The organism is Paraburkholderia sp. WS6 (genome assembly GCF_030464835.1).
Lineage (GTDB): Bacteria > Pseudomonadota > Gammaproteobacteria > Burkholderiales > Burkholderiaceae > Paraburkholderia > Paraburkholderia madseniana.
Genome location: NZ_JALQCK010000008.1, coordinates 36,396 through 48,649 on the forward strand (window position 1 = coordinate 36,396; position 12,254 = coordinate 48,649).

Below are 12,254 nucleotides of genomic sequence, written 5' to 3' on the forward strand. Positions count from 1 at the left end.
GTCTACCTACACCATGACCCAATCCAAACTCAAACGCGGTCTGCAAACCCGCGTCGTGCGCGCCGAAGACCAACTCACGCCGGGTTTCGAATCTTTCTCGATGCCGGTGACGCGCGCCTCGACTGTCGTTTTCCCTGATCTCGCGACGATGCGCGCGCTCGACTGGAAAAACGACGCGCAATGGCGCTATGGCCTGCACGCCACGCCGACTTCGCTCGCGCTGGCGCAGCGGCTTGCCACCATCGAAGGCGGTAATCACGCGTTGCTGCAGCCGTCGGGCTTGTCGTCGATTTCGAACGTGTACTTCGGCCTCGTGAAGGCCGGCGACGACGTGCTGATTCCCGATAACGTCTACTCGCCGAACCGCGATCACGGCGACTGGCTGGCGCGCGATTTCGGCATCACCGCACGCTACTACGATCCGATGATCGGCGCGGGCATCGCGGATCTGATCCAGCCGAATACGCGTTTGATCTGGCTCGAAGCGCCCGGTTCGGTCACGATGGAAGTGCCCGACGTGCCCGCCATTACCGCGGTGGCGCGTGCGCGCAACGTCGTTACGGCGATCGACAATACCTGGTCGGCGGGGCTCGGTTTCCGGCCGTTCGATCACGGTGTCGATATCTCGGTGCAGGCGTTGACCAAGTACCAGTCGGGCGGCGGCGACGTGTTGATGGGCGCGACGATCACCGTCGATCGCGAGTTGCATCTGAAGCTGAAGGCAGCGCGCATGCGCACGGGTATCGGTGTGTCGGTGGATGACTGTTCGCTGATTCTGCGCAGTCTGCCGAGCATGCGCTTGCGTTTCGAACAGCATGACCGTGCAGCGCTCGGCCTCGCCACCTGGCTGAAGACGCGTCCGGAAATTGCCGCGGTCCTGCACCCGGCGTTGTCCGACTGTCCAGGGCATGAGTTTTTCAAGCGCGACTTTACGGGCGCGGGCGGACTGTTCTCAGTGGTGTTCGACGCACGTTACAGCGCGGCGCAAATCGACACGTTCTGCGAGTCGCTCGATCTGTTTTCGCTCGGCTGGAGCTGGGGCGGAGCGCACAGTCTCGCGATGCCGTACGACGTCGCCTCGATGCGCACGGAAGGTCAATGGCCGTATCGCGGCACGCTGGTTCGGTTCTATATCGGCCTGGAAGAAGAGGCCGATTTGCGCGCGGATATCGAACAGTGTCTGGTGGCGCTGGGTTAAGCGTCCGAGCGCTGATTGCCGATTTCTGAAGGTTGAGAAAGCCCATTGTGACGCGTTCACGATGGGCTTTTTGTTTGTCAAGGTAGCCAGTAAACCTAGCCATTCGGCCGAATGGTCGACGCCGGATCTCGACGCTACGATGGTGCGCACTTTACTAACGGTTGCCGCACTATGGTGAGTTCCTGTGAATCTATTTTTCTGGATGTTACTGAATCTTGGCGTGCCGATTGTCGGCCCGATCTTTACGCTAGCGCTCGTCGCACCCACGCACGGCTGGCGCGTCGCGAAGGCGTTGATCGCCGCATCAGTGAAAGACGGCCAACTGTTCTGGTGTGCGATCGGTCTGTGCGCGCCGGCGGTCTATGAGGCGGTGACTGCGCTGGAGCTTGGGCGTGGCGCGGTGCCTGTGCTGGAGGGCGCCATTGCTGGATTCTGCATCCTGGCATTCGTCTGTTCGAATATCGTGATGTTGTCTTTGGTCAATACACGCCGTGATCAGACGGCTACATGCATTCGTGACGGGCAGAAACGGTTTGCTACGGGGGCCTTGTCGCGTGTGCCCATTGCGATTTCGATTCTTGCAACATCTCTTGCAGCTACTCTGTTTGCAATCCTACACGTGCATATGATTTAGATTTTTTAGATAACGCAGCTCTTATACTGATCTCCTTTTAGGAGGCACTCATGCATAAACTATTCACGTTTCTGGAATCTGACGAAAACTACGCCCTTGTTCTGAAGTGGCATGGCGTCGTGATCGGAGTCACTGGGATCTCCATGTTGGGCATGTTCCTGATCGCCCATCTCAACAAATAATTCTCGCACCGGCGCTGGCCGCCATTGCATCGGCCAGCGCAAACCAGGTTTCAGAACAGGCGCAGCAAGCCATCCAGCCCAACGTGGTTGAATGCCACACTGGCTGCTTCGCGCACCACCGGCTTCGCACGGAACGCCACAGAAAGTCCCGCCGTCGCCATCATTTTCAGATCGTTCGACCCATCGCCCATCGCAATCGCGCGCGTCGGTTCGATGCCCAGTTGGGCGCATGTCTCGCGCAGCGTGCGGGCCTTCACGTCGGCGTTGACGATCTCGCCGATTACGTTGCCGGTCAACTTTCCATCCACGATTTCGAGCGTGTTCGCGTGCGTGAAATCGAGGCCGAGCCGGGCTTTCAGTTTTTCGGTGAAGAACGTGAATCCGCCGGACACCAACAGCGTTTTCAATCCCGCCGCCTTCGCGCCGGCCAGCATTCGTTCGGCGCCCGGCGAAAGTTGCAGCCGCTCTTCATAAACGCGTTCGAGCGCGCCGGCGTCGAGCCCCTTGAGCAGTGCCACGCGGCGCGTCAGGCTCTCGTTGAAGTCCTTGATTTCGCCACGCATCGACGCTTCGGTAATCGCGGCGACTTCTGCTTTCAAGCCGCAGAAGTCGGCGATTTCGTCGATGCATTCGATCGTGATCAGCGTCGAATCCATGTCCATCGCGACGAGGCCGAAGTCACGCAACTGGCGGCAGGGTTCGACAAACGCGTAGTCCAGCTGATGCGTGCTGCAATAGACCTCGAGGTCGGCGCGCTGCGCAACGTTCGCGTCGGCGATGCGAATCGCGTTTGCGTCGATGACAGCGGCGCGTGAGCCGCGCGCGAGCGCGACAAGCGTTTTGTGGTGGTCGGCGGAAAGGGGCGCGGTGCTTTGGATGACGAGGTTCATGGGCGACGCATTGACGCGGAAAAGGGCGGGCGCGCAACGCGCGCGGAAAATCCCGTCATTGTAACGGTTCGGCGGTGTGCGGCCCGCAGGGGCAGCGGAGAACGGGCAACAGGTAACCGGGTGGCAGTCAAGCGGTCGGGCGACAATCGGCTAATAGACAACAAGCGACCCGCCAGGAAAGCCATCGCGTAACCATCCGGCCAGAACACCAGGCAGTCCACGGTGCACTTATCAGGCGCCCGCGTCATACTGGCGCTTCGAACGACGCCCCGCAGCCTGTCGAACCCGCCAAGCCCGTCGCCTCCAAAAGGCGCGCAGCACACCGCACGTGGCACGCATCGGCAAGGTATCGGCACCCATGACGAGGCGCACCACTACGGAGACAAACAATGCCCCCTGCGACAGCCAGCGACGCGTCCACCCTCGCACGCGATTTCGATCTGCGCCAACTGAGCCCCGCGTTCTATGCCGACCCGTATCCGGTCTACCACGCGCTGCGCGCCCATGAACCGGTCAAACGCATGCCGGACGGCTCGCTGTTTCTGACGCGTTTTCGCGACGTACAGGCGGTTTACCGCGACCCGAAAACTTTCAGCTCCGACAAGACCGTCGAATTCAAACCGAAGTACGGCGACTCGCCGCTCTACACCCACCACACCACCAGTCTCGTCTTCAACGATCCGCCGCGTCACACGCGGGTGCGCAAACTGATCGCCGGCGCGCTGACGGCGCGCGCGATCGCGGCCATGGAACCGGGGCTGATCCGCCTCGTCGATGGTTTGCTCGATGCTGCCGCTGCGCGTGGCCGGATCGATCTGATTGGAGGGTTCGCATCGGCGATTCCGGTCGAGATCATCGGCAATCTGCTGGACGTGCCGCACGCTGAGCGCGAGCCGTTGCGCGACTGGTCGCTGGCGATCCTCGGCGCGCTGGAGCCGTCGCTGAACGAGGCGCAGCTCGAACGGGGCAACCGCGCGGTCAACGAGTTTGTCGACTATTTACGCGATCTGGTGGCACGGCGCCGGCGCGAGCCTGGCGATCCGCAACACGACGTGCTGACGCGCCTTATCCAGGGCGAACAAGGCGAACAGGGCGGCGAGCAATTGTCGGAAGCGGAACTGCTGCAAAACTGCATCTTCATCCTGAACGCCGGTCATGAGACCACCACGAATCTGATCGGCAACGGTCTCGTTACGCTCACTGCCTGGCCGGAACAGCGCGCCGCGTTGCTGAGCGAACCGTCGCTGATCGAGTCGGCGGTCGAAGAGTGTTTGCGGTTCGAGAGTTCGAATCAGCTGGGCAACCGGATGGCCACGGTCGACGCGGAGATCGGCGGCGTCGCGGTGGCGCGCGGTACGCCGGTCACGCTGTGCATCGGCGCGGCCAATCGCGACCCCGAGCAGTTCGCGGAGCCGGACCGCTTCGACATCTGCCGCGATCCGAACCGGCATCTGGCGTTCGGCTTCGGCATTCATCAATGCGCGGGGTTGTCGCTCGCGCGACTCGAGGCGCGTATCGCCATCGGACGCTTCGTGCAGCGCTTTCCGGCGTATCGGCTCGACGGCGAGCCAACGCGCGGCGGACGGGTGCGGTTTCGCGGCTTCGCCGCGGTGCCGATCGAACTCGAACCGGCGAGCGGCGGGTGAAGATAGGCGCTTGCCGAACACCATTGGACGAGCCAACAAGCGCCGTATCTTTTGCCGACATGGCGCAAGACTTACAGCCGATGCCTGTGGCAACCGGCCCGGCGCCACGGCGGCAATAATGGCCAAAACCGTGGCAGCCACCGCCGTGCCGAACCGGGAATAGCGCGCAAAACCGTGGCACGCTTGCTGCTTCACCGAAGGTCTCAGGCCTTGGGGAGCGCACGATGGCACACATGATCTGGAAGGGCGCAATCAGCTTTGGCCTCGTCCACGTTCCGGTGCAGTTGTATCCGGCGACGCAGTCGGAGAAAGTCGGCTTCAATCTGCTGGACAAGCGCACGATCGATCCGATCGGCTACAAGCAGATCAACAAGCGCACGGGCAAGGAGGTGGCGCGCGAGAACATCGTGCGCGGCTTCGAGTACGAAAAGGACAAGTACGTCGTTCTCTCGGACGACGAGATTCGCGCGGCCAATCCTGAGTCGACGCAGACGGTCGATATCCTTGCCTTCATTGACGCACCCGACATCTCGTTTCTTTATCTCGACACGCCGTACTTTCTGACACCTGACCGCAAGGGGGAAAAGGTGTACGCGCTGCTGCGCGAAGCGATGAAAGCGTCGAGCAAGATCGGCGTGGCGAGTGTCGTGCTGCACAATAAGCAACATCTCGCGGCGCTGATTCCAGTTGGGCCGATGCTGGCGTTGAACACCTTGCGCTGGGCCGCCGAGGTACGCGACTTCGACGAATTCAAACTGCCGCCGGAAGGGATGAAAGCGGCCGGCGTGACGACGCGTGAACTCGACATGGCGAAAAAACTGATCAACGACATGAGCGACAAGTGGGATCCATCGCAGTATCACGACACGTTCCACGACGACATCATGGCGCTGGTCGATCGAAAGATTCGCGCGGGCAAGACCAAGGAAATCACCGAGGTCGAGGCGCCGCGCGAATCGCGCCAATCCGCCGACATCCTCGATCTGTCCGACCTGCTCAAGCGCAGCCTCGGCCGCGGCAAAGGCAAGCCGGCGACGGGCGCGCGCAAGCATGCCGTGGACGATGATGAGGAGGGCGACAATGCCGAAGCCGAAGCAGCTGCGCCAGCCCGCAAGAAGCCGCGTGCGGCGCGCTCGGCGGGTACGAGTCGCAATGGCGGCAAGAGCAGTGGCGGCAGCGCCAAGTCGGCCCCGGCTGCTCGCAAACGGCGTGCGGCCGCCTGATCGCTCGCTTGATCTATAGCACCGCACCAGCTCGATCCACGACGAGTTCATCTCCATGAACGACAGGCTCGATCTCTACAGCCGCAAGCGCCGCTTCGACGAAACGCCGGAGCCATCGGGCACGGCTGCGCGGAAGAAAGCCGGTCGCAAGAGCGCTGCGCGCGTATTGAACGAGGCGCTGTCGTATGTGATTCAGGAGCACGACGCGCGGCGCTTGCATTACGACTTCCGCCTCGAACTGAACGGCACGTTACTGTCGTGGGCGGTGCCAAAGGGGCCGAGCCTCGACCCGTCGGTGAAACGGCTCGCGGTGCATGTCGAAGATCACCCTGTCGAGTATGGTTCTTTCGAAGGCGAGATCCCGCCTGGCAACTATGGCGCGGGGACCGTGATCGTGTGGGATCGCGGGACGTGGGAGCCGGTCGGCGGCGCGGCGGAGGCTGCCAGATCGTATAAGGCGGGCAAGCTCAAGTTCCGGCTCTTTGGCGAAAAGCTGCACGGTGGCTGGACGCTGGTGCGCAGTCATATGCGCGGCAGTGGCGACAAGGAGCAGTGGCTGCTGATCAAGGAGCGCGACGAGGAAGCACGCGATCAAAGCGACTACGACGTTCTGAAGCAGTGCCCTGGCAGCGTACTGGAGGGTAGTGCATCGGTGGGCAAGCGCGCAAAGTCCACGAGGACCGCGACAAAAACGGCCGCAAACGAGTCCGCACGCCAGAGCGCAAGCAGCACCGGAGCGAAGACTGCAATCAAGGCCGCCAGGACTGCAAACGCCGCCAGGGCCAAAGAGACAGCATCGAGATCGAACACCACCGGCAGTAACGGTGCAAAAGCCACTTCATTAAGCCGTGCGGACCCGAAAAAAACCGACATCGTGTCGACCCGCAGCACGCAGTCACTGCGCGAGCTTGCCGCATCGCCCTCGATTGAAGGCGCGGTCAAGGCCGCGTTGCCCGCCACCTTCAAGCCGCAACTGGCGACGCTCGTCGACGCCGCGCCACCCGGCGATGAATGGACATACGAAATCAAGTTCGACGGCTATCGCGTGCTAGCCCGCATCGATCGAAACGCAAAGACGCGTGCGGTCAAGGTGTTCACGCGCGCGGGCAATGATTGGACCGCGAAGTTCGGCAAGCAGGTGGAGGCATTCGAACAACTCGACATCGAAAGCGCGTGGCTCGACGGCGAAGCGGTGGTGCTCGATGACAACGGCGTACCGAGTTTTCAGGCGCTGCAAAACGCGTTCGATGCGGACCGCCCGCAGGACATCGTCATCTATCTGTTCGACGTGCCATTCCTGAACGGCTACGACTTGCGAGACGTGCCACTCGAACAACGCCGCGCGATTCTGCGTGCGTTATTGGAAGGGGTAGATGGGCACGATGACAGCGTACTGCGCTTCTCGAACGACTTCGCGTTCAGCCCCGACGATCTGCTGAAGAGCGCGTGCGACATGGCGCTCGAAGGCATCATCGGCAAACGGCGCGACAGCGGCTACACCTCGGGGCGTTCGTCCGGATGGATCAAATTGAAATGCCGACGCCGCCAGGAGTTCGTGATCGGCGGCTATTCGGAGCCGGCGGGTAGCCGTGCGGCGTTCGGGGCGTTGTTGCTTGGCGTCTACGACGGCAAAGGCAAACTGCAATACGCCGGCCGTGTCGGCACGGGTTTCAACGCTGCGTTGCTGCGCTCGCTCAAGAAGGAACTCGAGGCGCACGCAACCAGCCGCATGCCGTTCGCCAGCACGCCGCGCGAGCGCAGCCGCACGCCGGTGCATTGGGTCGAACCGGTGCTTGTCTGCGAATGCAATTTCGCTGAATGGACGAGCGAAGGCATCGTGCGGCAGGCGTCGTTCGTGAGTCTGCGCAATGACAAACCGGCGCGGCAGATCGTCAGGGAAGCATCCCGTAAAGGAGCCGATGTGCAGGAGCAAACCGATACCGCATCCGACACCGTGGCGAAGAAACGCACGACGAAAACGAGCGCTGCGAGTGCCGCACCCAAGCCCGTTAAAAAAGGCGCAGCGAAGACGTCTGGGACCAAAGCCACCGCAGCGAAGACGCAGGCCAAAAGCACACCATCAGCGAAAGCAACAACAACCAGAACGCCCGCAACAAAAACCACGGCGGCGAAATCAAAACCCGCTACAACGCCAGCCGAAGTCGCCGGCGTTCGCGTATCCCATCCCGACCGCGTCATCGACAAAAGCACCGGCACCCGCAAAATCGATCTCGTGCGCTACTACGAATCGGTCGCCGACTGGATGCTGCCGCATCTGCAAGACCGGCCGGTGTCGCTGGTGCGCGCGCCCGAGGACATCGGCGGCGAGCTGTTTTTCCAGAAGCACAGCCAGAAGCTGTCGATCCCCAACGTCATGCAGCATCCCGGACTCGACCCCGGTCATCCACCGCTGATAACCGTCGATACGCGCAAAGCGCTGGTCGGCGCCGCCCAGATGGGCACGATCGAATTTCACACGTGGAATGCCGTGGTGTCGAACATCGAAAAACCCGACCGCATGGTGTTCGATCTCGACCCGGACGCATCGCTCGGTTGGAAGCGGATGATCGAGGCCGCGCAACTGACGCGCTCGCTGCTCGAAGAACTCGGTCTGACCTCGTTCTGCAAGACGAGCGGTGGCAAGGGCTTCCATGTGGTGGTGCCGCTTGCGAAGCATGCCGGCTGGGACGAAGTGAAGGCGTTTTCGCAAGCCGTCGCGCAGCACATGGCGACGACGTTGCCGAAGTACTTCAGCGCGAAGATGGGGGCCCAGAATCGCAAGCAGAAAATCTTTGTCGATTACCTGCGCAACAACCGCGGCTCGAGTACGGTGGCCGCATTCTCAGCGCGCGCCAGGCCGGGACTGGGCGTTTCGGTGCCGCTCTCGTGGGACGAAGTCGCCACCACCACGAGCGGCGATCAATGGACCGTCGAAAACGTGCACGAGCGTCTCGCAGACCTCAAGCGCGACCCGTGGGCAGACTACGCGAAGACACGTCAGCGCATCACCGCAGCCATGAGAAAACGTCTGGATGAAGCGGAGTGATCGCGATCCAGCCAGCCTGATTCAACCTGAACAAGGAGCAAACCATGAAGACCTCAGCGCAATCGTCCGACGGCGAGAAACAGGCCGACCCGCATGCAAAGAAGTCTCCGCGTTCACGCGAGGAGGCATCGGCGCCGCTGCCGCATGAAACCGATCAGGACCCGGAATCGCAACACGAAGACGCTCCGCGTCGCGTCGGCAAGCAGGCGCATCGCGACATCGAGCGCGGACTGAAGGACACGGACCGCCGCGGTGGTGACGAGTATCAGCAAAAGACGCAGAACGATGCGCACACGGACATCAACTCCGATGGCAAAGCAGGTGTTGGCAGGCCCAGCAAGCGCTGATGCTGCCTGTGCGCTGATCCGCGGAAAACGTCGCGTCGTGCCGATCCGGCGTTCGGCTCACACCGGCTCCACATCCCAATAAGGCGGATCGCCGAAATGCGCGGCAAGGAACTCGATAAACGCGAGCGTCCTCGGCGGCACGAACGCACGGCTGGGATAGACCGCCCAGATCGCCACTTGCTCCGCGAGCGGATAGGTGTCGAGCACGCTGACCAGTTCGCCGCTGCGCAGATACGGCGCCACGTCCCAGGTCGACTTTAGCGCGATACCGAAACCGGCCAGCAAGGCGTCGCGAATGACTTCGCCGTTGTCGACGACGAGGCGTCCGCTCACGCGCACCGTAAGCGGTCCGGCGGGCGTCACGAATGCCCAGTCGCGTTGGTCTGACAGGATGATGCATTCGTGCTGTGCGAGGTCCGAAGGATGGTGCGGCGCCCCACGCGCGGCGAGATAAGCGGGCGCGGCGCATAGCACACGGCGGTTGACGGCGAGGCGCCGCGCCACCAACGACGAATCCTTGAGCACGCCGACCCGGATCGCCACGTCGATACCCGCATCGACCAGATCGACCATCTGATCCGTCAGACGCAGGTCGACGCTCACGCCGGGATAGCGGCGCAGAAATTCGCTGATCACCGGCGATATGTGCTGCCGCCCGAACGACGACGGCATCGACACCCGTAGGCGCCCCTGCGGCTCGGCCTGCGCGCGGCCGACCGAGGCGCGTGCGGCATCGGCTGCGTCGAGCAAGGACTGGGCGCGTGTCATGAACACTTCGCCGTCCTGCGTGAGACTGATGCGACGGGTGGTCCGATGCAGCAGTCGCGCGCCAAGGAGCCTTTCGAGCTGTGCGATGCGCGAACTCGCCACCGCCGCCGACAGGCCGAATTCGCGGCCGGCCGCCGACACGTTGGCGAGCAGGGCGGCCCGCACGAACAGGGCGACGTCGAGTAGATCGAGTCGTTCCCGCTCGCCGGACGAGGGCTTTGCGGCGGGTTCCACAGGGTCGGCAGGCTCGTCCATTATTCTGAAATTCAAAAAGATGTTTCAGTCATTATGATGCTTTTATGAGAATAAGAACCGCTTTACGATGACGTCAATGCGATCGATTACCCTGCGTGGCGCCAGGCGCCGTGGGCATCGATCGCCGGTTTCTTAACCTCATCTGAAAGAATAGGAGCTGTGATGAAAGCTGTAGGTCTCTATCGTTATTTGCCGATCGATCAAGCCGAGTCCCTAGTCGACGTCGAGATTGCAAAACCCGAAGCCGCCGGCCGCGACCTGCTGGTGAAGGTCGAAGCCATCTCCGTCAATCCGGTCGACACCAAGGTGCGCGCCCCGAAAGACACCGTCGAGAAAGCGCCGCGGGTGCTCGGCTGGGACGCCGCCGGCACGGTGGTGGCGGTTGGCCCCGACGTCACGCTGTTCAAGGTCGGCGACCCGGTTTTCTATGCGGGCAGCATTACCCGGCCGGGCGCGAATAGCGAGTTCCATCTGGTCGACGAACGCATTGCCGGGCGCAAGCCGGCATCGCTCGATTTCACGCACGCGGCCGCTTTGCCGTTGACCGCGATCACCGCCTGGGAAGCACTCTTCGACCGCCTCGGCGTGTCGCCGCAAGGCGCGGATGAAGGCCGCACGGTGCTGATCATCGGCGGGGCGGGTGGGGTGGGTTCGATCGGCATTCAGTTGGCCAAGCAACTCGCGAAACTCAAAGTCATCGCGACCGCCTCGCGCCCTGAATCGGCGAAGTGGGCGACGGAGTTGGGCGCGGATCATATCGTCGATCACTTCGACCATATGCCCGCGCAGTTGAAAAAGCTTGGCATCGATCAGGTCGATTACGTGCTGATTTTCAACGATACCGACAATAATTTCCCGGCAGCCGCTGAGGTGGTCAAGCCGCAGGGCGGCATCTGCACGATCGTCGAAAACAGCCAGCCGGTGCCTGTCGAACTGTTAAAGGCGAAAAGCGCCGCGTTCCACTGGGAGTTCATGTTCACGCGTTCGATGTTCGGGACGCCGGACATGATCGAGCAGCACAAGCTGCTCACCGAGGTGGCGCGTCTCGTCGATGCAGGCACGTTGCGCACGACGGTCGGCCAGAATCTCGGCACGATCAACGCCGACAATCTGCGCCGTGCGCATCGACTGCTCGAAGAGGGGCGCGCGATCGGCAAGCTGGTGCTGACGGGCTTCTAGCCAGAGCTGGGGTTGGCATTCCTGTCACGTCGCACGCGCAGAAAACGCCTCAACGCAAGCGGGGTAACACCCGATTCGTATGAAGCGCGCGCGGCGCCGCTTGGCGGTAGACTGGTGGGGCATCATGCTAAAACAGTTGCGCGTCTCGCAGCTCGTCTGGCAGGGCCTCAGCCGGGTTTAACCAGGTGCTACCAGGTGCTAACCAGGTATTCACCAGGTGTGAATCAGGCTCCAGTCAGGCGGTGCATTGGCAGTAGCGCTCGAGCGGGCGCGCAGCGGCACAACAACGAGGTGACAGTATGAGCTCCAGCTTCAAACTCTCCGCCGTTTCAGTTGTTGCTTCTCTCGCATGCGCGCTCGCGTCCGGCATGCTCGTGACGGCAGCTCACGCAGCCACGCCGATCACGGTGACGTCGCAGTCCGCCCTCGACGGTCCGATCCGCTATACGGTCCGTGTCACGTCGAAACAGTTCGGCAATTCACAGGAAACGCGTACGATCCGCTCCGGCGAATCAGACGACTTCACGTGGAAGACGGTGCCGCCAGGCGGCCCCGTGCCCGCGACGGATAGCTGCCCGAATTACTCGTCGCTGCCAACCGATACCAACGGCGCGATGATTCGCCAGACGCAGATCCGTTTTGCGCCGGTCGTCGGCAGTGACGGCACCGCGTCAGTGCAATTGAGCTTCCAGGCGCAGACGCCGCATGGCGTCAAGACGGTGACGAGCGGCGGCAAAACGCTCAAGTGTCCGAACAGCGTGGCAGTCAGCCAGATTCTGCGTTTTACGATGCCGACCAACGGCACCACAAAAACGCTGACGCTCAATGACGGCACCGAAGTGGCGGTCACCGCGAAACGCTGACGGTTACGCGTGAAGCCTGCGCG

Annotated in this window: 11 protein-coding genes; 9 read left to right on the forward strand and 2 right to left on the reverse strand. The window is 62.2% G+C overall.

The features are described from left to right. The first annotated feature begins 13 nt into the window (after nucleotides 1-13). The 3 genes from M0D64_RS11930 to M0D64_RS11940 all read left to right on the forward strand — a co-directional run bounded on the left by M0D64_RS11930 (nucleotide 14) and on the right by M0D64_RS11940 (nucleotide 2,014). A complete protein-coding gene (locus M0D64_RS11930) occupies nucleotides 14-1,198 on the forward strand; it encodes a cystathionine beta-lyase (protein WP_266257836.1) in 1,185 nt (394 codons plus the stop codon). Between the two features lie 184 nt (nucleotides 1,199-1,382). After that, the gene (locus tag M0D64_RS11935; RefSeq protein ID WP_266257837.1) at nucleotides 1,383-1,832 is read left to right on the forward strand and encodes a hypothetical protein; all 450 of its coding nucleotides are present in this window, start codon (nucleotides 1,383-1,385) and stop codon (nucleotides 1,830-1,832) included. 50 nt (nucleotides 1,833-1,882) lie between these two features. Further along, nucleotides 1,883-2,014 (forward strand): hypothetical protein, encoded by a 132-nt coding sequence (locus M0D64_RS11940; RefSeq protein ID WP_266238934.1) that lies wholly within the window; start codon nucleotides 1,883-1,885, stop codon nucleotides 2,012-2,014. A 50-nt stretch (nucleotides 2,015-2,064) separates the two neighbouring features. Here M0D64_RS11940 and serB read toward each other — a convergent pair whose 3' ends face one another. Then, entirely contained in the window at nucleotides 2,065-2,904 is an 840-nt protein-coding gene (gene serB, locus M0D64_RS11945; protein ID WP_266257838.1) for a phosphoserine phosphatase SerB, read from the reverse strand. Between the two features lie 389 nt (nucleotides 2,905-3,293). Here serB and M0D64_RS11950 point away from each other — a divergent pair, with 389 nt between their 5' ends. From M0D64_RS11950 to M0D64_RS11965, 4 genes are all read left to right on the forward strand, one after another. Further along, entirely contained in the window at nucleotides 3,294-4,550 is a 1,257-nt protein-coding gene (locus M0D64_RS11950) for a cytochrome P450 (RefSeq protein ID WP_266257839.1), read from the forward strand. 224 nt (nucleotides 4,551-4,774) lie between these two features. Beyond that, nucleotides 4,775-5,773: a Ku protein gene (locus M0D64_RS11955; RefSeq protein WP_266257840.1), complete on the forward strand. Its 999-nt coding sequence runs from the start codon at nucleotides 4,775-4,777 to the stop codon at nucleotides 5,771-5,773. A gap of 55 nt (nucleotides 5,774-5,828) precedes the next feature. Next, nucleotides 5,829-8,819: a DNA ligase D gene (gene ligD, locus M0D64_RS11960; protein WP_266257841.1), complete on the forward strand. Its 2,991-nt coding sequence runs from the start codon at nucleotides 5,829-5,831 to the stop codon at nucleotides 8,817-8,819. Between the two features lie 44 nt (nucleotides 8,820-8,863). Then, nucleotides 8,864-9,166, forward strand: a complete 303-nt coding sequence (locus M0D64_RS11965) for a hypothetical protein (protein WP_266257842.1) — start codon at nucleotides 8,864-8,866, stop codon at nucleotides 9,164-9,166. 57 nt (nucleotides 9,167-9,223) lie between these two features. Here M0D64_RS11965 and M0D64_RS11970 read toward each other — a convergent pair whose 3' ends face one another. Then, on the reverse strand, nucleotides 9,224-10,189 hold the full coding sequence (locus M0D64_RS11970; RefSeq protein ID WP_266257843.1) for a LysR family transcriptional regulator: 966 nt from the start codon (nucleotides 10,187-10,189) through the stop codon (nucleotides 9,224-9,226). A gap of 162 nt (nucleotides 10,190-10,351) precedes the next feature. Here M0D64_RS11970 and M0D64_RS11975 point away from each other — a divergent pair, with 162 nt between their 5' ends. Next, complete coding sequence (locus M0D64_RS11975) at nucleotides 10,352-11,368, forward strand: zinc-binding alcohol dehydrogenase family protein (RefSeq protein WP_266257844.1); 1,017 nt, start codon at nucleotides 10,352-10,354, stop codon at nucleotides 11,366-11,368. Nucleotides 11,369-11,667: 299 nt separating this feature from the next. After that, complete coding sequence (locus tag M0D64_RS11980) at nucleotides 11,668-12,231, forward strand: DUF6013 family protein (protein WP_154563117.1); 564 nt, start codon at nucleotides 11,668-11,670, stop codon at nucleotides 12,229-12,231. Nucleotides 12,232-12,254: the final 23 nt, after the last annotated feature.

Excerpts from the sequence above, each read along its gene's own strand:
- M0D64_RS11970 (WP_266257843.1), bottom strand. The coding sequence starts at position 10,189 with ATGGACGAGCCTGCCGACCCTGTGGAACCCGCCGCAAAGCCCTCGTCC.
- M0D64_RS11975 (WP_266257844.1), top strand. The coding sequence starts at position 10,352 with ATGAAAGCTGTAGGTCTCTATCGTTATTTGCCGATCGATCAAGCCGAG.
- M0D64_RS11950 (WP_266257839.1), top strand. The coding sequence starts at position 3,294 with ATGCCCCCTGCGACAGCCAGCGACGCGTCCACCCTCGCACGCGATTTC.
- M0D64_RS11940 (WP_266238934.1), top strand. The coding sequence starts at position 1,883 with ATGCATAAACTATTCACGTTTCTGGAATCTGACGAAAACTACGCCCTT.
- M0D64_RS11955 (WP_266257840.1), top strand. The coding sequence starts at position 4,775 with ATGGCACACATGATCTGGAAGGGCGCAATCAGCTTTGGCCTCGTCCAC.
- serB (WP_266257838.1), bottom strand. The coding sequence starts at position 2,904 with ATGAACCTCGTCATCCAAAGCACCGCGCCCCTTTCCGCCGACCACCAC.
- ligD (WP_266257841.1), top strand. The coding sequence starts at position 5,829 with ATGAACGACAGGCTCGATCTCTACAGCCGCAAGCGCCGCTTCGACGAA.
- M0D64_RS11980 (WP_154563117.1), top strand. The coding sequence starts at position 11,668 with ATGAGCTCCAGCTTCAAACTCTCCGCCGTTTCAGTTGTTGCTTCTCTC.
- M0D64_RS11965 (WP_266257842.1), top strand. The coding sequence starts at position 8,864 with ATGAAGACCTCAGCGCAATCGTCCGACGGCGAGAAACAGGCCGACCCG.
- M0D64_RS11930 (WP_266257836.1), top strand. The coding sequence starts at position 14 with ATGACCCAATCCAAACTCAAACGCGGTCTGCAAACCCGCGTCGTGCGC.